The sequence below is a fragment of the Reinekea marinisedimentorum genome, assembly GCF_004341165.1.
In the GTDB taxonomy this organism is placed as follows: Bacteria; Pseudomonadota; Gammaproteobacteria; order Pseudomonadales; family Natronospirillaceae; genus Reinekea; species Reinekea marinisedimentorum.
Genome location: NZ_SLZR01000023.1, coordinates 1 through 23,389 on the forward strand (window position 1 = coordinate 1; position 23,389 = coordinate 23,389).

Annotated in this window: 20 protein-coding genes; 14 read left to right on the forward strand and 6 right to left on the reverse strand. The window is 46.3% G+C overall.

Annotation, left to right across the window (positions count from 1 at the left end; translation table 11 throughout):
* Positions 1–115 precede the first annotated feature (115 nt).
* The 3 genes from BCF53_RS17310 to BCF53_RS17320 all read left to right on the forward strand — a co-directional run bounded on the left by BCF53_RS17310 (position 116) and on the right by BCF53_RS17320 (position 2,633).
* Complete coding sequence (locus BCF53_RS17310) at positions 116–685, forward strand: hypothetical protein (protein WP_132703701.1); 570 nt, start codon at positions 116–118, stop codon at positions 683–685.
* 20 nt (positions 686–705) lie between these two features.
* A complete protein-coding gene (locus BCF53_RS17315; protein ID WP_207902773.1) occupies positions 706–1,617 on the forward strand; it encodes a S1 family serine peptidase in 912 nt (303 codons plus the stop codon).
* Positions 1,618–1,748: 131 nt separating this feature from the next.
* Positions 1,749–2,633 carry a hypothetical protein gene (locus BCF53_RS17320; protein ID WP_132703703.1) on the forward strand — a complete coding sequence of 295 codons (885 nt, stop codon included), beginning with the start codon at positions 1,749–1,751 and terminating at the stop codon, positions 2,631–2,633.
* A 387-nt stretch (positions 2,634–3,020) separates the two neighbouring features.
* Here the strand turns inward: BCF53_RS17320 and BCF53_RS17325 are convergent, their stop codons facing one another.
* A complete protein-coding gene (locus BCF53_RS17325; RefSeq protein WP_132703705.1) occupies positions 3,021–4,043 on the reverse strand; it encodes a LacI family DNA-binding transcriptional regulator in 1,023 nt (340 codons plus the stop codon).
* Positions 4,044–4,340: 297 nt separating this feature from the next.
* Between BCF53_RS17325 and osmF the strand changes: the two genes are divergently transcribed.
* The 10 genes from osmF to BCF53_RS17380 all read left to right on the forward strand — a co-directional run bounded on the left by osmF (position 4,341) and on the right by BCF53_RS17380 (position 17,160).
* A complete protein-coding gene (gene osmF / locus BCF53_RS17330) occupies positions 4,341–5,327 on the forward strand; it encodes a glycine betaine ABC transporter substrate-binding protein OsmF (RefSeq protein WP_279389145.1) in 987 nt (328 codons plus the stop codon).
* Positions 5,327–6,526 carry an ABC transporter permease gene (locus BCF53_RS17335; RefSeq protein ID WP_132703707.1) on the forward strand — a complete coding sequence of 400 codons (1,200 nt, stop codon included), beginning with the start codon at positions 5,327–5,329 and terminating at the stop codon, positions 6,524–6,526. The genes osmF and BCF53_RS17335 overlap by 1 nt, the downstream gene beginning before the upstream one ends.
* 5 nt (positions 6,527–6,531) lie before the next feature.
* Positions 6,532–7,494: an ABC transporter ATP-binding protein gene (locus BCF53_RS17340; RefSeq protein ID WP_132703709.1), complete on the forward strand. Its 963-nt coding sequence runs from the start codon at positions 6,532–6,534 to the stop codon at positions 7,492–7,494.
* A gap of 1 nt (position 7,495) precedes the next feature.
* Positions 7,496–8,260: an ABC transporter permease gene (locus tag BCF53_RS17345; RefSeq protein ID WP_132703711.1), complete on the forward strand. Its 765-nt coding sequence runs from the start codon at positions 7,496–7,498 to the stop codon at positions 8,258–8,260.
* 1 nt (position 8,261) lies between these two features.
* A complete protein-coding gene (locus tag BCF53_RS17350; RefSeq protein WP_132703713.1) occupies positions 8,262–9,644 on the forward strand; it encodes a dihydroorotase in 1,383 nt (460 codons plus the stop codon).
* Entirely contained in the window at positions 9,644–10,891 is a 1,248-nt protein-coding gene (locus BCF53_RS17355) for a Zn-dependent hydrolase (RefSeq protein ID WP_132703715.1), read from the forward strand. Before BCF53_RS17350 ends, BCF53_RS17355 begins: the two co-directional genes overlap by 1 nt.
* Before the next feature lie 23 nt (positions 10,892–10,914).
* Complete coding sequence (locus tag BCF53_RS17360) at positions 10,915–12,015, forward strand: DUF917 domain-containing protein (RefSeq protein ID WP_132703717.1); 1,101 nt, start codon at positions 10,915–10,917, stop codon at positions 12,013–12,015.
* A gap of 22 nt (positions 12,016–12,037) precedes the next feature.
* Entirely contained in the window at positions 12,038–13,702 is a 1,665-nt protein-coding gene (locus BCF53_RS17365) for a urocanate hydratase (RefSeq protein WP_132703719.1), read from the forward strand.
* Complete coding sequence (locus BCF53_RS17370) at positions 13,695–15,329, forward strand: HAL/PAL/TAL family ammonia-lyase (RefSeq protein ID WP_165901971.1); 1,635 nt, start codon at positions 13,695–13,697, stop codon at positions 15,327–15,329. The genes BCF53_RS17365 and BCF53_RS17370 overlap by 8 nt, the downstream gene beginning before the upstream one ends.
* An 853-nt stretch (positions 15,330–16,182) precedes the next feature.
* Complete coding sequence (locus BCF53_RS17380) at positions 16,183–17,160, forward strand: lysozyme inhibitor LprI family protein (RefSeq protein WP_132703723.1); 978 nt, start codon at positions 16,183–16,185, stop codon at positions 17,158–17,160.
* Between the two features lie 643 nt (positions 17,161–17,803).
* Here the strand turns inward: BCF53_RS17380 and BCF53_RS17385 are convergent.
* Positions 17,804–18,151 carry a hypothetical protein gene (locus BCF53_RS17385; RefSeq protein WP_132703725.1) on the reverse strand — a complete coding sequence of 116 codons (348 nt, stop codon included), beginning with the start codon at positions 18,149–18,151 and terminating at the stop codon, positions 17,804–17,806.
* A 334-nt stretch (positions 18,152–18,485) separates the two neighbouring features.
* Here BCF53_RS17385 and BCF53_RS17390 point away from each other — a divergent pair, with 334 nt between their 5' ends.
* Positions 18,486–18,788: a VPA1267 family protein gene (locus BCF53_RS17390; protein ID WP_132703727.1), complete on the forward strand. Its 303-nt coding sequence runs from the start codon at positions 18,486–18,488 to the stop codon at positions 18,786–18,788.
* Positions 18,789–18,954: 166 nt separating this feature from the next.
* Here BCF53_RS17390 and BCF53_RS17395 read toward each other — a convergent pair whose 3' ends face one another.
* From BCF53_RS17395 to BCF53_RS17410, 4 genes are all read right to left on the reverse strand, one after another.
* On the reverse strand, positions 18,955–19,878 hold the full coding sequence (locus BCF53_RS17395) for a hypothetical protein (protein ID WP_132703729.1): 924 nt from the start codon (positions 19,876–19,878) through the stop codon (positions 18,955–18,957).
* 67 nt (positions 19,879–19,945) lie between these two features.
* Entirely contained in the window at positions 19,946–20,860 is a 915-nt protein-coding gene (locus BCF53_RS17400; RefSeq protein WP_132703731.1) for a glycosyltransferase family 2 protein, read from the reverse strand.
* A gap of 10 nt (positions 20,861–20,870) precedes the next feature.
* Positions 20,871–21,530, reverse strand: a complete 660-nt coding sequence (locus tag BCF53_RS17405; RefSeq protein WP_132703733.1) for a class I SAM-dependent methyltransferase — start codon at positions 21,528–21,530, stop codon at positions 20,871–20,873.
* The gene (locus BCF53_RS17410) at positions 21,527–22,882 is read right to left on the reverse strand and encodes a hypothetical protein (protein ID WP_132703735.1); all 1,356 of its coding nucleotides are present in this window, start codon (positions 22,880–22,882) and stop codon (positions 21,527–21,529) included. Before BCF53_RS17410 ends, BCF53_RS17405 begins: the two co-directional genes overlap by 4 nt.
* Between the last annotated feature and the right edge of the window lie 507 nt (positions 22,883–23,389).

Consider the following 23,389-nt stretch of genomic DNA (forward strand, 5'->3'; position numbering starts at 1 on the left):
AATGCCAGTGAATCTGGCAGATTGGTTGGAATGAATAAATTTATGGAAGCTTGTGGGTTAGGCTGCGGAAAGTTGGTTAATCTACAGGCTCGTTAGATTACAAAACGAGGAATTTATGGAAGATAATGGAATATATGGTTCCGCTGCATTGTTTGAGTCACTTATTGACGATGTGGGTAATAACTTTAAGGTATTGGAGTCAAATAAGAAATCACAAACATACAGGCGAAATGCAATAAGAGCAGTGTTTGGATTTATAGAGGGTGTTAGCACTGTATTGCTAAACGAAGTAATCATAAAGAGACGAAAAATATCTAATAAACTGTCTAGTAAAGAAATTAAGGTACTTGATGGGTCTGAAACAGACCTAGTGCAGCGCTTAAAGAAATCATTTACATCTTATACTAAATTACATGGTTTTAATTTTACTTTAAATACTTCAAGCTCAGGGTATGATGACTTCAAGAAAGCCAAGCAAATTCGTAATAACCTAACGCACCCAAAGAGATATCGTGATATTGAAATATCAGAAAGTGATATGTCAATAATTGCTGGCGGGTACTTGTGGGTTAAGTCTGAGTTTATGCGTATTATGCAAGAAATGATTAACTTTAATTTACAAAAAATGCAGCCAGAAGATCGCGAAGCGTTTAATAAGCTATTGAGCAATGAAAATCAAAACTAACAATTGCATGCACTCGGACAATGAAAAGCACTGCTCTTCGTTGCTATGCTTTTGCTGCCGGTGATGCAAAGCGTTTAGATTTAGGAGGAATTGTGCCAGTAACGATCCAAGAAAAATTAAGCTGGGTTCCTATTCAGATAGAGATACTTTATAACCAAGAGATTCTTGGCGTAGGCACAGCATTTTTTTATTTCTTAGAAGATAGTAGTTTTCTAGTTACCAATTGGCACAACGTCAGCGGACGAAGGCCGGATAGCTTGACGATAATTCACAAAGAAGCTGCGATTCCAAATAAACTCAGATTGTTTTATCCACAAAACAAAAACGGATCTGACGAATTGCCTGAAGGGGACTCATTTGTAGGATGGAATGCCGTAGAATTAGATCTTTATGAGAATGACGAACCTATTTGGTATGAGCACCCAAAACACAAACAAAAGGTCGATGTTGTAGCAATCAAGCTTGGTATAGATGGTACTAGAATTTATTCTGCCAATGCAGAAGAACTCGATTTTACGAAAATCACCTTGCGTCCAAGTTTAGATGTTTTTGTTTTGGGCTACCCTCGAGGGTTAACTGGTGGCGCAAGGTTTCCAGTATGGAAGAGAGGTAGCATAGCCTCGGAGCCCGCAATTGACTTAGACGGACTTCCTAAATTTTATATCGATACGGCAACCAGAGAGGGAATGTCTGGTTCCCCAGTTTATGTACAGCATCCAGTTTATGTACAGCATAATGGTTACTGTGTCCCCGAAGGCGGTAGCGGTACCAAAGACGCAATAATCGGTGAAGCCAGAAGGTTTGCTGGAATATACTCTGGTAGAGTAGGCGATGATACTTTTAAGGCTCAGCTAGGCATTGTTTGGAAGGAGTCAGCCATTACTGAAATAATATCAGGCCGCATCAAGGGAAAGTCATCATTTGAAATCTAACAAATTGCTCCATTTGACGCAGCGGTCTACACTCCTTTTTGTGCATCGCCTACGGCCATTGTTGCACAAAAATCCACTACAACCGCCGCGCAAATGAGCAAAGCGTTAGAATTGTTCTGAGTTAAACATTTATGTCCTACTATTACGATCTTCCTGAGGATCAGAAAACCATTTCAAAAGCTGAGTTGAAGTCCAGACCAGAGAGATTTCAAATCGAGGTAATGAGAACCTGGTTTTTCCAGCGTTACCAAGATCCTGTTCATGAATGTCCCTACGACGGAAGAGAGGGCGGATATCAGTATATTCATGGTGGACCTTATGAAGCTGGCGAAGAGCTTTTTGATGAATTTGGTGAATTTATCGATGAGGAGATCATTGAAAAATTAGCAAGTGAGCTTGAAGATGAATGTATTGAATGGTCTGGAATTTCACAGCCAGACGATTATGACGACTACCTTTTTGATATTGCTGGTAGTGTCGCAGACCCTTATAAAGATCTCTTAGCATCAATTGAGAATCTGCGCTCTATGATCTCAATGGAGCTTGATGACAGTCATCAACAAACACTGTTTAAGATGGTTTTCACCAGCACAATTACATCTATGGAGGCTTTTCTATCAGAGTATTTCATAGGTAAAATTGAGCGAGAACCTTACTCCCTTCGTAAATTTGTAGAAACGAATACAGATTTCAAAAAAGAGAAGTTTTCACTATCTGAAATATTTGATAGAAGAGAAAATATTGATAAATATGCCAAAGAATATTTAGTTGATCTGCTTTGGCACAACTTACCAAAGATACGCCCTATTTATAAGAAGGCGTTGAATATAGAGTTCCCAGAGTCAATTGAGAATCTTGTCAAAGCCACCCACATGCGACATGATTTAGTTCACAGAGCTGGCAAATCAAAAGAAGGCAATACAATTACATTGCACAAAAAAGATGTCGTTGATTTGATCGATGAAGTAGAGAAATTTGCTAAGCATATTGAGCAAGCTGGAACACCAGAATTCTAACTACTGGTTCCAGGTGACGCCTACGGCGTACCCGTACCGGGCGCTCCAAGGGTTGATAGTTCGGTATTTCTACCGTCGTTCAGCCAAACTCGTTTATGTCCAGCTCCGACGCAGCATGGCAACCTGACTCATAAGTGCCCCATTGCGATTTATATAACGCTGTTCTGAAAAAACCTCTTTCGCAGGGAGTTATGATAGTTTGGCATCTGATAGTGATAGAAGGAATTTTGAAGAAAAGGATATTAGTAGAGTGAGCAATTTATCAATTAATTCCTATTTATTAATACAGCTAAATGGCAAACAGAGCGCGCAGAATGCTGGCATATATTGCATGAGTGTGAGCCTGACCTAGAGTATTTGCCTGGTAATAAAATACTCTGGCTTTTCTCAGGTTAAAACCGGGTCTGAGTCTCGTTCAATAATCTTTGTGCTTTGAACATGTTGCAGAGCGTCGGATGTGTTTCCATCTAACCGCTCGGTAAAGAACTTCCCAATTTTTTCGCCCAGCTGCTTCGGAAAAGCTTCAATACTCGTCAACGGCGGTGAAGTATGTTCACAGGCGGCGCTGTTGCCGTACCCCATTATGGCGATGTCCTTTCCGGGCACAAGGCCAAATTCACGGCAAGCAGTCATGGTGCCTATCGCGATGTCATCGGTGGTACAAACAATAGAGGTTGGTCTGGGCTCGGTTTTAAGCAGCTTTAAAGCGGTGCGGTAGCCATCGTCAATATTCAGACCAGACTCAACCAACCAGCGTGGGTAAAATGGTATGCCGCTGTCTTTTAAAGCCTGAACATAGCCTTCAGTTCGTAGCTGCGCGTAGTTATAACGCGACTTTGTGCTGATGAAGGCAATTTGCCGGTGGCCGCGCCCTACCTGGCGGATCACCGCGCTGTAAATGGCCTGCTCATGATCAACATCGACCCAGGTATGCTTGGTTTCTTTTTCGGTGCGCCCATAGGTCACAAACGGAAAGTTGTGCTGCAGCGCAAACTCTACTCTGGGGTCATTCGAGTGAGTTCTCAAAATCAGCAAGGCATCGACAAGCCCACGCTGGAACATTTTTCGGTAACTCACCACGTCATCGTCGCTGGCGCTGGTTTTTTGCGTGGTTACCAGAAGCTGTAAGCCAGATTTTTCCAGCTCAATAACCAGCGACCCCAGCATAGTTGAGTAAAAAGGCTCAATAAACGCGCCGTTATCCAGTGGTGGTGGCAAGACCACTCCAACTGCATTCGACTTGCCTTGTTTTAGCCGTTGAGCAACGGGATTAGGAATGTAGCCAATTTCTTCGGCGCGTTTTTGCACGCGTTCTCTCGTTTCAAATGAAACGTCGGGGTAATCATTTAGTGCTCGGGAAACAGTGGACTTCGATAAGTTCAGATCCTTGGCCAGCTGAGTAATCGACATATCAGATTCATGTTTTTAATAAGTAGGAACTTACGACTCTATCACTGCAGAAAGTTGAAGTGCAATTTTCGCCCGCCTTGCAAAGTACAGGTAAGTCTTATTTTGGTGCGACTCGCCTCATTTTGGGGAGCCGAATTAGTGCATTTTTGAAATTGAGTGCTTTATGTACCACCGAAACCGGTTTTGTATTTCACCGGAACCGGTTTCGGTGATTGGCATTTGGGTTGCAAATAGAGACTTAGGATGCCTGTTATAGGCGATAACTGTGAAATACACATAGAAATTCTGAGGGTTGCCATGAAAACGTTAAACATCAAGAGTTTGAAAGAGCTCGCCATGAAGAGCAAAAAGTCTACCGGAACCCGTCTGCTGGGTGCGTTGATGGGAGGCGCATTGGCGATCTCGTCTGCTGTGCCAGGCATGGCATTCGCGGCCAGTTCGGAGCCGGTTGTTGTCGCCTCGAAAATCGACGGTGAAGGTGCGCTTTTGGGTAATATTTTGGTGCTGATGCTTGAGAAAGCGAACATCCCATATGTTGATAAAGTTCAAATGGGTGCAACCAATGTTGTTCGTCAGGCTCTGCTAGCGGGCGAGATCGACATCTACCCAGAATACACTGGCAATGTGGCCTTCATGATGAATGACCCGGTTAATCCGGCCTGGAAAAACTGGCAGCAGGGTTACGACCTGGCTAAAAAGCTGGATTTCGATGCGAACAAATTGGTTTGGCTGCAGCCATCACCGGCTAATAACACCTGGGCGATTGCTGTACGTGAAGACGTAGCTGATAAATACAAGCTGAGCTCGCTTTCTGACTTACCTTCCGCTCTAGACAGCGGCATGAAGTTCAAAATTGCCACCAGCGCCGAGTTTGTTGAGCGTGCCGATGCGCTGCCGAGCTTTGAAAACACTTACGACTTTAAACTGACTCAAGATCAAATTCTGGCATTCCCGGGTGGTGATACTACGGTCTTTATTAAGTCGGCAGCCGAGAACAACTCTGGTGTGAACGCAGCGGTTGTTTATGGTACCGACGGTTCGGTTTCGGCACTGGGTCTTAAAGTTCTGGATGATCCAAATGGTGCGCAACCAGTGTATGCACCGGCGCCGGTTGTTCGCGCCAGCGTTCTGGAAAGCCACCCTGAAATTGCTGAGCTGCTGGACCCGGTATTCGACACGCTGACGACAGAAACCCTTCAGAACTTGAATGGCGCTGTCAGCATTGATGGTATCGATGCCAAAACCGTTGCTCGTGAGTACCTGACCAGCAAGGGCTTCCTGTAATGAAACGCGTTAATGCGGTACAGCTGACGTTGACTGTTCTTGTGTGGGGCGCATTGTTCGTCCTGCCACTAATGGGCATGGCACCAAACCGCATTCTTACACCCAAGGGCCTTTCTTTGTGGTCTGATATTGGCGGCACGCCTTTGGTGGTGATGCTGATATTGGGTGTTTTGTTAACCCTGTCTGTGTTGCTACCAGCCAAGCTTTCGGCACAGGCCAAAAAGCTCAGCAATGGCCTGATCTATTTCTTCAGCGCGGCGATAGTGGCTTACCTTTTCTGGCTGGCGGGTGATTTTGCCGCCTCGCAAGTTGAGCTATCTGCACGGGTGCGTTGCTCGTTCGGCGCGGGCTTTTGGGCGCTGCTGCTGCTGTGGCTTATGTCCATTGAAGCGGTGCGTCCACTGGCGAAAACGCCGCTCGTGAGCACGCTGATGGCGGTGATCTTTTGGCTGCCGCTTATGGTGCTGGTTTCGCAATCGCACTTTCAGTATCTGTCGCTGTTTATTGAATACCGAGCCAACAAGAGCGCCTTCGACAACGCCTTTTTTGTGCATAGCCAAATTGTGCTGATTACTCTAGTGCTGACCATTGTGATTGGGCTCTGGCTGGGCATTCGCAGCTATCGTAGCCCGCGTTTTGGTCGCGCCTGCTTGAGTACGCTAAGTATTCTGCAAACCGTGCCGTCCATCGCGCTGTTTGGCTTGCTGCTGGCACCGTTGTCTTACCTCACCAAGAAGTTGCCGTTTTTATCGGAGTTAGGTATCAGCGGCATTGGTATGACCCCGGCTATTATTGCGCTGTTGCTTTATTCATTGCTGCCCATGGTGCGCTCAACTCAAACGGGGCTTAAGCAGGTTTCGCCACTGATGTTAGAGGCCGCCTACGGCATGGGCATGAGCCGCTTTCAGTGCCTGTGGAAAGTGCATTTTCGCCTGGCGTTGCCGGTCATTCTTTCGGGCTTGCGCATTACCACGGTGCAGGCCATTGGCCTGACCATGGTGGCCGCGCTGATTGGTGCCGGAGGCTTCGGTGCCATCATGTTTCGCGGGCTGTCGGGCAGTGCAATTGATTTGGTGCTGCTGGGTGTGATCCCGGTGGTCATCATGGCTGCCGCGGCCGATACCTTTTTCAAAATGTTGGTTCACCTGACCGAACCGTCGCCAAAATCTGAAGCGGCAACGCTCGCACAAGGAGGCTAAAACCAATGATCGAATTTCAAAATGTCAGCAAGAGTTATCACGGAAAAGCGGTGATTGAGAATCTTTCTTTGCACCTGGAGAAAGGCAAAATCACCGTGATTATCGGCTCTTCAGGTTCCGGTAAATCGACCACGTTAAAAATGATTAACCGCCTGGAAGAGCACAACGCCGGCAAGATTCTGTTTGCCGGTGAAGAGATTGCCAGTATCCCGGTTGAGCAACTGCGTTGTCGTATGGGTTATGCCATTCAGTCGAACGGCTTATTCCCGCATTGGAGCGTGGCTGAGAACATTGCCTGCGTGCCAAACCTTCTTAAGTGGGATAAGCAGAAAATTGCCAGGCGAGTCGATGAACTGTTAGAAGTTCTGGACTTGTCGCCAGAGCAATATCGGGATCGTATGCCGCACCAGCTCTCGGGTGGACAGCAGCAGCGTGTTGGCGTAGCCCGCGCCATGGCTGCTGACCCGGAAATACTGCTCATGGATGAACCCTTTGGTGCGCTCGACCCGGTGACACGGGCCAGTATGCAAAAAGAAGTTCGCCGCATTCATCGCCTGTACGGTAAAACCATTCTGGTCATTACTCATGACATCGACGAAGCGCTGTATTTGGCCGATCACCTGATTCTTATGGATAAAGGCGCCATTGTTCAGCAGGGCGCGCCGATGGAAATTTTAACCCAGCCCGCTAACGACTTTGTGCGCGACTTTATTGGTCGCAGCGACATCGGCTTAAAGATGCTGTCGCTGCAAACCGTTGAAAGCCATATGGTGCCGGGTGAGTATCGAGCCGGCTGCGGCGTGATCTCCAGCGATATTGCGTTAAACGAAGCGCTGTCACGTTTTATTTCTGAACAGAGCGATGTGCTGAATGTGACCGGCGCCGATGACGTGCACTTAGGGCTGGTCACCTTTAGCGGTCTGCTGAAAATACCAGCACTGCAAAGCCAAATGGGAAGAGGGGCCTGATATGTCTACACAGGCAATAAAGGCGCGCGCTAACCAAGCCATATGGTTGTTTCTGGGTTTGCTGGTGGCCTTCAGTGTGGGTATGCCGCATCTGGAGACAGTTTTTCATGCGCTGTTTCCTAAGCTGGCACGGCCGGTTTATCTGCAAACCAGCTTTGTTGATTTGCTGTTTTCACACATTTGGCTGGTGGTGGTTTCCAGCGTGATTTCGGTGTTGATCGGTGTGGGCGTTGCGCTGTTCGTAACACGGCCAGCCGGTGTTGCCTTCCGGCCGCTGGTAGAAACCGTGGTGGCCATTTGCCAAACCTTTCCTCCGGTCGCGGTGTTGGCTATTGCTGCACCTTTAATTGGCATGGGTTCGTCTCCGGCACTAATCGCGCTGGTGCTCTACGGGTTGTTACCGGTCGTTCAGAGTAGTATCGCCGGGTTAACCAGTGTGAACCCAGCGGTGCTTGAAGCGGCCAAAGGGTTGGGCATGTCACCCTTCGACCGGTTACGCCGTGTTGAACTGCCGTTGGCGTTACCGGTGATATTAGCTGGTATCCGTATTTCGGTGACCATTAACATTGGCACCGCGGCCATTGCCTCGTCAGTTGGCGCAAAAACTCTGGGTACGCCCATCATCATTGGCCTTTCCGGTTTTAACACAGCCTATGTGATTCAGGGCGCAATAGTTGTGGGGTTACTGGCGATTACTACCGACATGCTGTTTGAACTGCTCCAGCAACGTTTGGAACGTTCCGTTAATAATACTGAGAAGAATTAATATGCAAGATACGAAAATCTATGACCAGCTTTTGCTCGGTCATGTGGTTCTGCACGACTGCGAAATACCCAAAGGGTATGTTGCCATTCACGGTGGGCTGGTTGCAGACGTTGGTGATGCTACCAGCGGTCACCCCGAAGCCAGTGTAGTTGAAGACTTTGGCAGCAACTTTTTGCTGCCGGGCTGTATTGATGCGCAAACGCACAGCCGCAGTCAGAAAGATAACGAAGATTTCATTTGGTCGACACGCACCGCTGCGGCAGGTGGTGTGACGACCATTGTCGATATGCCTTACGATGCAGGTTTACTTATTTGCAATGCAGAGCGTTTTAACCAGAAAAAACAGCAAGCCGCCGAGCAGGCTCGCGTCGATTTTGCCCTGTACGGTACCGCGCACCCGGAAGAAGGCAGCACTAAGCTGGCCGAGCTAGCTGAGGCCGGCGCCATTGGTTATAAGTTTTCAACCTTTGGCACCGACCCGGACCGCTTCCCGCGAATTCCGCCATACCAGATGCATGACTGCTTTAAAACCGTTGCCGAGTTAGGACTGGTTTGCGGCGTGCATAATGAAGACGATGAAAGCGTCAAACACCTTATTGAACAGGTGAAAGCGCAGGGCAAAAGGGACTACCAGTCGCATACGCTTTCGCGGCCTAAATACACCGAAAACCTCGCAATTGCACAGGTTTATGAGCTGGGGGCCGACACCGGCTGCCGGGCGCACATTGTGCACTGCTCCAACAAGCGCGGCATCGATATTTGTAAAAGCTTTCAGGATCAGGGCTTTGAAAGCACCACCGAGGTTTGCCTGCATTACTTCACCCTGTGTGAGGAAGAAGACGTGGCACGCCTAGTGGGCAAAGGCAAAGTTAACCCGCCTATTCGTGACGGAGCTGAACGCGAAGCACTTTGGCAGCACCTTGATCAGGGCAATATTACCGCTGTTTCGACCGATCATGTCAGCTGGTCTGAAGACCGTAAAAACAAACCCAACATGTTTGAAAACGCCTCTGGCGCAACCGGCCTGGAGCTGCTGCTAACGCTGATGCTGACCGGTGCTGAAGCTCGCGACATTGCCTTCCATAAAGTCGTAAAAGCACTGAGCTGGAATGTGGCGCGTCTGTTTAAGCTCGATAACTGCAAAGGCGCACTGGAAGTTGGCAAAGACGCCGATATCGCCGTGGTTCGTCGTGAACCTTATCAATATAAAGCCACCTCCAGCGGGCACAGCTTTACCGACTGGTCACCCTACGATGGCCGCACGGTGAACTATCGCGTCAGCAAAACCATGCTGCGCGGTCAGTGGATTTTCGATGGCAAAGATGTGTTAGCTGAGCCCGGCAGCGGCCAGTTTGTTTCACCGCTTACCAAGAGGGCCAACTAATGAACCCTACTTACCCAAATAAACAACGATTTTGGGATTGGACCATGGCGTTAGCTGAAATCTCAGAACCCGGTGTACCTTACACGCGGCGCTCGTTCAGCCCGCTCTTTATGGAAGGGCGACGCTGGTTAGAACAGCAAATGCAGGCGCTGGGCTTAACTACTTCGGTCGATGCGGCCGGTAACCTTATTGGTCGTCTGGAAGGCACCGACCCAAACGCTAAGACCATTATGATTGGCTCGCACAGCGACACCGTGCCCAGCGGTGGCCGCTTTGACGGCATCGCCGGTGTAATTGCCGGGTTGGAGTGCATTGCCAGCTGGAAAGATGCCGGTAAGCAGCTGCGTCACTCGGTTGAGATTGTTGATTACTTGGCTGAAGAACCCAGCGAATGGGGCATCTCCTGCGTGGGCAGCCGTGGCATTACCGGTTTTTTAACGCCTGAGCTGCTGGCAACGGAACACCCAGACACCAAAGAGCTGCTCAGCAGTGCGTTAAAACGTGTGGGCGGTGACGGTGAGCAACTGTATAAGCGCGAAGACGTTGCCGCCGCATTTGAACTGCACATCGAGCAAGGCACCGTGCTTGAAACCGAGCGGTTGGATGTCGGCATTGTCAGCGGCATTGTTGGCATTTTACGCCTCAACATTCTGTTTGAAGGCGCAGCCGGGCACGCCGGAACCACGCCGATGGATATTCGCCGCGATGCCTCGGTTGCTGCCGCTCGCACTAACTACCTAGCCAGCGAGGCAGCGACTCGCATCTGGAAAGACAGCGGCTACTACCTGACCGCAACCTGCGGGCAAACCTTTATTCACCCGAACGCCAGTAATGTAGTACCGGGTAAAGCAGAGCTGGTGTTCGACATCCGCTCTGACGACAAAGCCACCATGGAAGCCTTTGCCAGCGAACTTAAACGCATCGCCGAAGAGTCTGCCGAGCTTGCCAACGTCGAGGTCACCGAGTTTCAGCGCATGACCGACACCTACCCGGTGAGAGCCGATACCCAACTGATGGCAAACATTCGCAGCGCCTGTGATACGCACAACATAAAAGCACGGGAAATGCCCAGTGGCGCGGGTCACGATGCCGCATTTCTTGCTCATATCGCACCCATGGCCATGGTGTTTGTGCCAAGTAAAGAGGGTGTGAGCCACCGTCCCGATGAGTGGACAACAGCCGAACAATTTGAAAAAGGCATCGCCGCGTTAATCACGGCTGTTGAGTCTTTTGATCAACTTAATTAAATGAATTTTTGGAGGGGAAAATAATGGGTCGCATTCTGACACTGAAAGATGTGGATTTTGCAATTAAAGGTGGATCAATTTACGCCTGTGGCGGCGGCGGTTGGGCCGAGCACGGTCGCATGCTGGGCACAGCGGCGGTCAGCGCTGGTCAGCCAGAACTGGTAAGCATGGACGAAGTGGACGATGACGCCTGGATAGCCACGGCAGCCGCCATTGGTGCACCGGGTGAAAGCACCAACTGGCAAATGCTGGGTATGGATTACGTGAAAGCCACCGATTTGCTGCAAAAAGAGCTGGGCGCACCTCTGTATGGTTTAATTATTGGTCAGAACGGTATGTCTTCTACGCTGAACGCCTGGTTGCCCAGCGCCGTTTTAGGCACCAAAGTGATTGATGCCGTGGGCGACTTGCGCGCTCACCCAACCGGTGACATGGGTTCACTGGGCTTGGCTTCTTCAACTGAACAAATGATTCAGACGGCTGTTGGCGGTCACCGTGAAAGCAACTCTTACATTGAGCTTTGCACACGCGGCGCAACGGCCAAGGTGTCGCCGGTACTGCGTAAAGCGGCCGATATGTCGGGTGGATTTATTGCCAGCTGCCGAAACCCGATTCGCGGCAGCTACGTTAAACGCCATGCTGCACTGGGTGGTATTTCTATCGCACTGGGTCTGGGCGAAACCGTTGCTGCTAACGAAGGCCGTGGTGCCACGGCGCTGCTCGATGCGATCTGCGATTACAGCCAGGGCAATATTCTGGCCTCTGGGGTGGTCAGTAAGCGTGACATTGTTTATACCGATCAGGCCTTCGATGTAGGTACTATTGAGCTGAAGACCGATAAAGGCACCGTTGTACTGCATGTCATGAACGAATACATGGCCGTCGACACCAAAGAAGGCGAGCGCCTTGCCACTTACCCAGATGTCATCACCACGCTCGATAAAGAAGGTGCTCCGGTCAGTGTTGGTCGTGTAAAAGAAGGTATGACGCTGCACGTATTGCATGTGCCAATGGATAACATTCCACTGTCCAGCTCGGTAAAAGACCCTGAGGTTTACCCGATTGTAGAAGAAACACTAGGCATTAACCTAAGCGACTATGCCTTAAAAAATACCGGTGCCTAAAGCAGAGTTCAGGGAGAAAACCATGACAACCAATAAAGACCGTAAAGAATTTGCCGTCACTTCCGGCACCGAGCTTCGCTGCCCGAGCTGGCGGGAAGAAGGCCTGCTGCGCCTTTTGGAAAATGTACTGTCGGTGGGTGAAGACCCGTCACGTTTGGTGGTGTATGCCGCGTTAGGCCGTGCTGCTCGCGACTGGGATGCGCACGATGAAATCGTCGCTGGCTTAAAGCGCCTTAAGGCTAATGAAACCTTGGTGATCCAGTCTGGCAAGCCGATTGGTGTGTTAAAAACCCACGCCAAAGCGCCCAAGGTGATTATGGCTAACTGTAACCTGGTGGGTCAGTGGGCGAAGGCTGAAATCTTTTATGAGCTTGAAAAGAAAGGCCTCACTTGCTGGGGTGGCTTAACGGCCGGTGCCTGGCAGTACATTGGTAGCCAAGGTGTGATTCAGGGCACTTATGAAATTTTCTGCCGTATTGCCGAGCAAAACTTTAATAGCGATCTTGCCGGCCGCTTTATTTTAACAGCTGGCCTGGGCGGTATGGGTGGCTCACAGCCGCTGGCGGGTGTGATGGCCAAAGCGGCTATTTTGGTGGTCGAGATTGATCCGGAGCGCATCGCCAAGCGTATCGATAACGGTTACCTGCAACACAGCGTAACCGATTTAGACGAAGCCCTGGCGCTGATTGATAACGCCCGAGCCAAAGGCGAAGCCGTTTCGGTGGGTCTGGTTGGCAACGCCGCCGAGGTTTACCCGGAAATTCTGCGCCGCGGCATTGTGCCGGATATTGTGACCGACCAAACATCAGCGCACGATCTGGTGTATGGCTACATTCCTAAGGGTTACACTGTTGCGCAGGCCAAATCGCTGCGCGGTGTCGATAACGAGCGCCTGATGAAAGACGGTATTGAATCGATTGCTGAGCATGTTGATGCCATGCTGGCCTTCCAGAAAAAAGGCAGTGTGGTGTTCGATAACGGCAACCTGATTCGAACTCAGGCAGAAAAAGGCGGCATCGCCAACGCCTTCGATATTCCGGTATTCACTGAAGCCTTCCTGCGACCGCTGTTCTCGCGTGCCATTGGCCCGTTCCGCTGGATGAGTTTGGCCAACTGCCCGGAAGACATCGCGAAAATTGATGCCTACATTCTTGAAGCCTTCCCAGAGAACAAAATTGTGACCAATTGGGTCCGTCTAGCTAAAGAAAACGTACCGTTCGAAGGCTTACCGGCGCGCATTGCCTGGTTGGGTCATGGTGAACGTACCTCATTGGCGGTTTCTGTGAACAAGATGGTCGCCAGTGGCGAACTGTCTGGCCCGGTCGCGTTCAGCCGTGATCACCTGGATGCCGGTGCCATGGCACACCCGAATATCATGACGGAAAACATGCGCGATGGCTCCGATGTAATCGCCGACTGGCCATTGATTAATGCCATGGCCATGTGCTCATCGCAAGCCGATCTGGTCACCATTCACTCGGGCGGTGGTGGTTATGCCGGTTACATGACCAGCTCCGGTGTAACCGTAGTGGCCGATGGTACTGAGGCGGCTGAAGAACGCCTGACGCTGTCGTTAACGAACGATACCAGCCTGGGTGTGATGCGTTATGCCGATGCCGGTTATGAAGAAGCGTTGGATGAAGCGGCTATCAAGGGCATTGATTACATTGATTTGCACAATGAGTAAATTTTCAGAAATACCCACCGAGCAACCGGCGCTGCCAAAATTGGTTTTAGACCCGGCGTCGCTATCTCTCGCACCGGAGCTGATATATCAGGTTGCCCATGAACAGGTTGATATTGAAATGGCCGAGCGGGCGTTAGCCAAAGTGCGACAGGGCCATGAGGTTGTTTTACAGGCCATGCGCAACCATCAGTCCATTTACGGGCTGACTGTAGGCGTGGGTTGGAACAAAGACAAACCGGTGTTCTCTGATAAACAGTCTTGCTTTGAAAGCCAAATGATTCACTCGCAGCAACATAATTTGTATAGCCTACGGGCGCATGCGGCAGGTGTGGGCAAACCGTTGTCAGAAAGTACGGTTCGCGCGGCCATGCTGATTCGGCTGAACATGATGCTCATTGGAGCCTCGGGTGTTCAGCCTGCTGTGGTGGAGCTGCTGTGCAAGTTTTTGCAAAAAGGCATCACACCGGTTGTGCCGGGCAAAGGCTCGGTAGGCAAGGCCGACATCACCCAAAACGCCCACATTGGCTTGGCTCTGGCAGGCGAATGGGACGTGATGTATCAAAATCAGTGTATGTCTGCGTTAGAGGCGATGGAACTGACCGGTCTCGCGCCGGTGGAGCTGGTGGGTAAAGACTTTTTGGCGCTCGTTAGCAGTAACAACATTACCGCCGCCCGATTTGCGCTGGCGCTGTCCGATGTATCGCTGCTGATTAAACGGCTTGAGGTGATCTTCCCACTGGCGCTGGAAGCCATGAATGGTAACTTAACGCCGTTCCTCGACGCGGTCACCTCGGCGCGGCCATACCCGGGCATGCGCCAGGTGTCGCAAACCATGTGCCGAGTACTTGAAGGCAGTGACTTGTGGAAGCCCGACCCTAACCGGCAACTGCAAGACTCGCTCTCATTGCGCGATATTGCTTACACCATGGGCCAACTGGTGATTCTTACCCAACAGGCTGAAACCGCCTTGCTGACGCACCTGAACCATTCCGACGATAACCCGCTGGTGGTTATTGGTGAATCTGAAACGTCTACCGCGTTGGATGAGATTTATCAGGTTCGAAATGAGCAGGGTGAACTGCTGGGTGCGATCTTCCCTTCTGCTAATTACGACGGTCAGCCACTGGCGGTGACCATCGAGCACTTGCTGGCGGCGCTGGCCCGTATTTCAAACATACTGGCCATGCAACTGGTGCGAACCGGCTCGCCTGCGCAAACGGGATTGCCTAAGTTTCTCAGCCACCCGGAAAATACCGGGCATGCCTTTGGCGCACTGCAAAAACCGATGCTGGCACTCGATAAAGAGAATCAAATTCTGGCGCAGCCGGTGTCTCTGGGTCATGCAGTGATGGCCGGTGGTGTTGAAGATGTCACCAGCTTTGGCATGTTGGCGACTGAGCACCTGGAACTGATTCTTGTCAACCTGTATGAGATGGCTTCTTTGCATTTATTGCATATGACGCAGGCCATCGATTTGCGCGAAGGCTTTGTGATGAGCACGATAACTAAGCAATTGCATGCGGCGTATCGTGAGCAAGTGAGCATGGTGAAGAGCGATCGGGTTTTCACGAAAGACATTGAGCTGGGTGTTAGCTTTTTACAAGTTTGGTTCCCTGATCATGATTGATTGATGCGGAAGTAATGATCAAAGTAATAAAAGGGGGGCGTTTGTGCCCCCTTTTTTAGTTCTTAAAAAACTGAAGATAAGAATTTTTTTAAACGCGGGGGCTCAGGCGATTCAAAAGCCTTTTCAGGCTTATCGTCTACCAACAGCTGGTCATCTTCCATAAACATAATTCGGCCGGCGACTTTGGCAGCAAAGACTATTTCGTGGGTAACCACAATCATGGCAGAACTGGTTTAAGGTATCTTCAAGGCAGAATCAGTAGCCTATTTTCAGAAGGCGATCCGTAGGTTAAAGGGCAAAGGCTGTGATGCAATTATTCTTGGATGTGCAGAAATACTATTAATTTTTGATGATTCAAGTTCAGCACTCCCAACATTAAACTCAAATCGTCTGTTGGCAGAGGTTGCGATTAGGTCGGCAACAGAACATAAAGCAGTGTCTAGCAAGTAGCGACATCAGATAAGCTGATGAACTAAACCCTCCGAGAATAGATAATTCGGCACTTCTATCTTCGTTCGGCCAACCTCGTTTATGTCCAGTTTCGACGTAGCTCAGCAGCTTGAATCATATCTGCCCCGAAATAACGCATCTATCACTGTTCTAGTTTGTGTCTAATCTAGTAATTCTGTCGTTCCTATATTCTGCTCTGCGGGCTCTCGTTATTGCCCAGAAATGATAACAAATGGTCACCTGACCTCTAATGCTGACAGTTTTGCAATGAGAGCCAGTCCTCAGTCGTGTCATTTTTGTATCCATAATGTATGCGAATTTCAAATGACTTAGGAATGAAACTGTGAGAACTTATTTGTTAAATTGCTTTTCATAATCAAGAATTTTTCTTAATGAGGTTAATATGAATGTGATGTTTTCAAGAATGAATATGGTTCTACTTTGTTTGGTAGTCTGCTTGATTTTCGCTATGCCAACTAAAGCATTTGCGGACTATTTCTCTTTGTTAAGAAAATCTACGGCTATAGACGCGGCTGAGTATATTGAAGATAACCTCGTAAATAGGATTGGTATATATTGGATCCCTGGTGCAGGAAGCCATAGACAAGCCGACGTTATCCGTATTCATAAGACTTGGATTGAACCATCCCGAACCGGTGGCAACTACCATGTGAAAATTTTATTTGAGCACATTTATCACGCTCCTAATTTCTCAGTGGACGAAGAAGGAAACGTATTAGCGAATGTTAAATTTTATCAGGTACCTCGCTCAATACTGCCACTGGAGTCATCAGATTTGCGTGACCGTAGAATTGATCTTGCATTCCTCTATCTTTATGAGAACGGTAGTTTTACGCGTCTTGCAGAATTAATTGGAAAAGGAATTGAAGAAGGCCGAAATAGTAATTTTGTATTGTCAGAGGATGTGTTAAGTCATTTTTATCAATTTACCTATAAAGCTTTTTGTGGCGCATCATCGTGTGATTTACCGCAAACTGTGTCTGTAGCACCTAATAGCGATGAATGGGGGTGGGAGGAACACAGTGTAGTGTTTAATAGCCCACTAATAATCCCGCCAAACTTGAGTTATCCATCTTTTAATTGTCAAAAAGCCGGTACACCTGTAGAGCACGCGATTTGTGATTCCGATCTAATATCAAAGTTAGATAGAGAATTGGCTGATAGATATACGATTTATAAGGTCTTTGTTCCGTATGGGGAGGACTATTTTGCAGAAGAAGTTAAAGCGGACCAGATAGAGTGGGTAGCGTCAAGATCTGAATGTGTTGACGATGAAGCAGTTGCACTAGATTGTTTAGCTGAAAAGTACATAAATCGTATTAACGAGCTGAAGTTGCATCCAAACCCAAGATTGCTTTGACGCTGTCAATGCTTGTAGACATAGAGGTTATTTTTCAAAAAATGGATTTCTAACAGGTTTTCAATTGATGTTCAGCTAAACACGAAACTGTCCAAAAGCAATTTAGGGCCTACCTCAACCCGTTACATCTGCAACAGCCCGAGAATTTCTAATTGTCATTAAATTTAAAGTGATTTTGCGAGAGCTTAGTGTCAGTTGTATTTGATGTTTCGAACGTCGTTAGCGTGTTTTTTCTGATGTTTTAATTATCGGCTGTAAGGAGATTTCAGAGGGGTGCTAATGCAGATCTTTGAATCGGGGCTTAAAAAAGCTCTCAGAAGCTCTACGGAGCTCCTGAGTTGCAGCTTATGGTGGTAAAAGTCGCAGCTTATGGTGTCCAAGTCGCAGCTTATGCGCACACCCACACACTGTGGGTGTGCGCATAAGCTGCGACTTTCTTTTCAGGTTCGACGGGGAGTTAGGTTTTAACTTCCACCATAAGCTGCGACTAAATTTACGCCATAAGGTGGGATTCTCTTACCAAAACTGCACATAAGGTGCGATTTTCTCATTAGCCGTGGATTTTGAAGTGCAAAGTGTTAGTTTTGGTCAAATAAAGTCTAGAGAATGATCGCATTCTCAAGTTGTAACTAACATTGAGCCACTAAAAGGAGGTCCAACCCCGCCTTAAAATGGCGACATCACTTTCCGACAAAGGCAGCGCTGGCAACGCAAGGTGCCGCTCGAAACCCTTAAAGCCGACCACAACAATCCCTGACTCTTTGTTCTTGATGCAAATCCTCGTTGGAACCATTAAGCCCAGTATCTCATCAACGTAAGCATTGCTAATGTCTTCATACTCACCATACCTTTTCACAAGGCATCTGCTGGCTTTTAGCTCACAAACACTAGCTTTCAAAGCCCGATACTCACGAATATCCATATCGTTTTGGCTGGCAGCACGCAGATAACCGTTCAGACTCTTATATTTCTTTTGACGGTGCCTATTCATAAAAGTACCTCTAAGACGGAACCAACAACCTAAATCCTGCCATTAAAAGGGTCTGATTCATACTCATCAATAAAGTACACTCAAATGTGATCAAAACATGAGGTGCTGGTCTAATATTCGCCCGCCATCATAACGTTGCCAAACACACTTACTTCTTCGTTTGTCCGGTAATTGTTGACCACTACAGGGGGAGTCAGCAGGGCCAGAAGTTAAAAAGATACCATTTTAGTTGCGTGCATACGATGCTGGTGAAAATACATGTTTTGAGTCACAGATCACGGCAACAAAGACAATAACGACTAATTAAAAATGACAACGTTAAGGACTAAAAACTGTGAGTAATCTCAACGGGCAGCAGAAAACGCAGCAGAATCTCGATGCCTTTAGGTCTTGGGTTGCAACTCAGCCTGATTCTGCCTCCAAGCAAATCATCTTCAGAGGCCAACTAGGCAGAGGTGAAATAGCCAAAGCTATTGGGTGCGGTAAATCTTCATTGACTCAAAACCCAGTCCTAAACCAAGAGCTGGCAAACCTAAAGACAGAACTACGCAATAAAGGGGTTGCTGAACCGCAGGCAATTCAGAAACATTATCATAACCCTTGCCAACAACCCGCCTATTCATCAGCTAAACATTAATTGACCAATGCCAAGTTGAGTGATCAGATCAGTCAAAGGTCACCCAGTTTCTCCTTTTAGATGCCAAATAGCCTGCTGCAGACAAATCTAACGTTCTAATGTCTAGATCAATTAATAACGGCTGATGGATGCGTTTAGCACGCCTAATAGAATTAGAGATAAGAATTTATCTCTGATCCAGTTCAGCTAATACTCTAAGAATAGCCGAGTCGCGGGCCTTCGCTCTACTCACCCAGGGTTCTTTTCCAATCTCCTGGCAGTCTTCACCTGACTTCAGGCGGAACACCCAAGATTTTGAGTAACTAAATTTTCCCCTATACACTGACTCTAGATCTGAATGTTTCTCCCATGGAGGATATTCCCAATTATCCCAAGCACCAGGAACTCCAAGTCTCATTAATAGATCAACCTTAGGGCGTCGCCCATATGGTCGATCTTCATCAAATAGAAACTTGGTTTTAGATCCAAAAATTAGTTGTGGCTCACAAGGTGTTAAAGAAGAGTGGACTGCTGTCAATGGGTTTATATTGTTACCTAGCCTGAACATCGGTAGAACAAAGCATTTGTCTAACGTATCACTGTTTAATAGTTCATTCTTAAGTACTTCAAGAGAGGAATTTTGAAAGTAACAATTACCATCCAGGGGTAGGACCCAGTTATAGTCATTGCGATATTTTCGTATAACGAAGTTTCGCGCGCCATTGTTATTCATAGCATAAATAATTTTTTTTCTATTTTTTGCTACACTTTCTATTTGATCAATCCGTTCTATATCATTAGCTAAGGATCGTGAGTAAGCAGAAGGCTTGGCTAGTCGATTAACTAATAACTCGTCTTCGCTTATAGATACTTTCTTGTATTCAGAAAGTGAAAATGGTATCTCGACATATTCTGCATCAAACTCTCTTAGAAGTTCTAAAACTTCATTCCTTTCTGATAAATTAAAAATCCTATTTACAATAAAAACTTTTTTAAAGCATTTTTCTGTAGGTTCATTTTCCAATAGAAATCTCAGATTATCGACTGTTTGTCCAGAATTATGACGGGGGGGTAAGGAATTACCAATTATGCGAGCTAAAAGAAATTTCATTGAAAACCCACTTTACGTTTGATGGAAATTAAATAGGATAATGGTGCTATTATTTTAAAAAGTTCGCTTATGGGACCTCACAAGAAAGAGTGTTTGATTCCAAAACATACCCCCTTTCCTGTGCGACATTGTATGCTTGAGTAAGACTGTATCGAGCCATATGTAAAAGATCTAACAGTCGACATGGCTTATTACTGACTACAAGTTTAGCTATCTCGTGTGCATCTAGTTCGGGGTAGTAGCTGCTAAATATCTCAATATTGTTAGTTATAGTTATCAACGTCATATCAAACTCACTGATCTGATAATTAGATATTCGATCATCAGCACTATGAATTCGATACATAAAGTTAGCTTCAGGGAAGTATTTAATTCTATTTTGTAAGTTTTTCTTATATCTATTGTTAAGTATACTTACACCAAATGACCAATCTTGCCATTTGCGTATCTCCGAATGATAGTGCTCACTACAATCGGATAGATCCGCCTTTCGGAATACTATGCTTGTTTGAATGTGATGTTTGTTCAAAGCATCTCTTTCAGAAATTGGATAAGAGCCAATTGTTAAGCCTTCAAACTCACCAAACATCTGGACCGCTGAATAGCAAAATGCATAGTTAGGATTGGAATGTAAGAACTCAATTGCGTTAAGGATATAGGGTGTTTTGCTCCCTTTCTCTACTGTCAATCTGTCATCAGAATCCAATACTTGAATATACTTAAACTTGCATAAATTTAATCCGATGTTCCTACTTTTTTGAACTCCAAGGTTGCATTTATTTATGATTAACTTGGTGACATCGGCATACTTCCTCACTATAAATTCTAGTGATTTTTTAGTTTTCCGTTTGAATGAAGAATCGTCTACGATTATAATTTCAAACTCACATGTTAGATTCTGCTGAACTATTGAGTCGACTAACTCAACGAGCATATTGCCACGGTTGTAATTTGTAATAACGAAAGAAATACTAAAATCCACTCTGAAATACCTATCGGTTAACTGCTACAAATTCGAGGACATCTGATCTAAAGTAAGTATGTTTTTTAACCTGATCATGCTCACTATATTTGGAGATTGTAAACCTAATATCACCCCACTTTTGAAAGGTGTTATAGAGGAAGCTAATTAGCTCCTCTGTTTTGAACTCTGCTTCATCTTCAAATTTTAAGGTTGCACCTTCCTTTGTTTTTCTTTCAATATTTGAAAATACTCTAAACAACGTGCCGCCTCCTTTATTTGTGCTCTTTTCCACATCTTTAATTAGGCGGCGTGCAATAGATTTAGGGAGGAAATGTAAAACATCTATGCATAACGTGATGTCGTGACCATCATAAAATTGAAAATCCGATAAGTCACACTCTATTAGATTTAGATTAGGTAGTAATTCTTTTGGTACGCTACTCTTAAATATACTCTTATCGACTAAGTCAACGGCATCAACATTATATCCGCTTCGAAGAGCATCTATAGTGTACTTCCCATTTCCGTACCCGAGGTCGAGAACTCTGCTTCTTGGTATTGATGACTTAAGGTCAAAGTATTTTTCTGAAAGTGCCCCAGAAAGATTTTCATACTCTGGAACCTTGCTACCAAAAACTTTTTCATAGTGTGCTCTTATCATTTCTCGGCTGCGAACAATTGTCGTCATAGTGTGAACCTAACTTCTTTTCCATCATTGTTTGCTGATTCAAGCATTGCATAAGAAAAAAGATTTACATTTTTATGCTTGCCTATCGTGCTAAGGTGTTCTTTGCCTTCTAGCCAATGATTCATTAAAGACTTGTTAGAGTCTGAGTGAAAAAGTCCAGTGTAAGTATCTAAGGTTACAGGAGATTTATGTTTGGTAATCTCACAATTGGATCTTTGCAGTATGTCGGCTCTAGCATCGATTCTATCAATATTTTTACCTTGGAGAACGGGAACGTCGTAACACTTAATATTCATTGAATGTAACACGCTTAATTGGACTTCAACATCGACGGAAGACGTCCTACCGTTTTTATTGTATTGGCCCTCTGGAAAATCACCCCATGTTCTTATAGATGGAGTTGTTTGCTCTAACGAAACTGTACCAATTGTGACAATCTTTCTGCTCTTTTTTTTCATTAGTTTATAGCTACAGACGATGTCAGTTTCACCCATTTCATTTAGGCTTTCGTCAATAAGGGGCTCTTCATCATTTACAGCTTTTGACGAGGACTTAGCTATTCGAGCTGACTGATCTATAGGGTGTGCGCTGAATGAACGAACCGCCAGTTCAAGTTCTTCATCTATTAGCAGCTTGTTAAGCTCTAGGAATTGAGTAACTAGATCCAAATAGTGGTAGCCGCCATGCATTACCATCCCGTACCCATACTTATACGGGTGGTCTTCTCTCTCACTATATTCTCTCAGTCTATTGTGAACCCCCCCCGCGTGTCTGAAGTGTAATGAGGAGATCGGTGCATCATTATTTATCATTAAATCTCGAATAGAGTTAAGCGCATTGAAGTTATAAATCTCATGATATCTACTTAGAGTCATAACAGAGTGCCTTTCTGGTGAGCTGAACTTGGATATGGTGTCTATTAGCTCTTTATAGTTATACTTCAATCCTGTGCAGTCGAAACGTCCAGATGAAAATGGTGCAATCAGAGGCTTTTCAGTGAGAGTCTGGATGTCATTTTGTATGCAATATAAAAGATAACCTTCGTGGGCCCTTACTTCGGTTGCAATGTATACTTTTAGCTCCCCGTAAAGTGCAGTTATTTGATTAATTGCGGTTGCAGTCAGGTCTTCATTAAAAAAATTATTTTGCACAGTGAACTCATCGTCACTGAAAAAGAACTCTAATGACGGCTTAATTGAGAGTGAATCAATTGAATTGGATATATTACGCTTTTGACTTTCTAAATCGATTATCGAGTAGCCATTTAAGTCACCCGAATGGATTCTACTTTCGATTAGTGGCATGTATTTATTTATTACAATTTCATCCATTCCAATTACCAGCAAATGCATGATTTCTCCTTAATTAGTTTCTGTTTGCTTTCTTGCAAGCAAGTTCAGCTTGCAAGATCCCTGTGTAATATAAGACCTTAAACAGCCCGATTTTTTTTGTAATTGCTTATCTCATTCATAGAATAAAACCTAATAACAGAAGCCCGTAGTCGTTTGCTCGATATCCTGCTAAAAGAGATCCACCCACTTGAAAATCCTCTCTTGTTCTATCGCTGCTATTAATTAGCGTCTATATACCATCTATAGATTAATGAGCTTTGAGGCGCGTTATCCAAACTAATGGTTCTGCCGTAGCCTTGACTCCAGCGCAATACCGCAAGAAAACTTACTTGAAGCTGGGCCCTTATAGAGGTTTTTTTTACTAGTGCTAGTGCTAAAGACCTCAATATAAAGGTTAAAAGACAGTTGTTACTTAAGTATTATTTTATTGTCTGAACATAACTATTTTTATAATTAATTCCATTTAACTACATGTCGAAGTACCCGATCAATTTTACTTTTTAAATT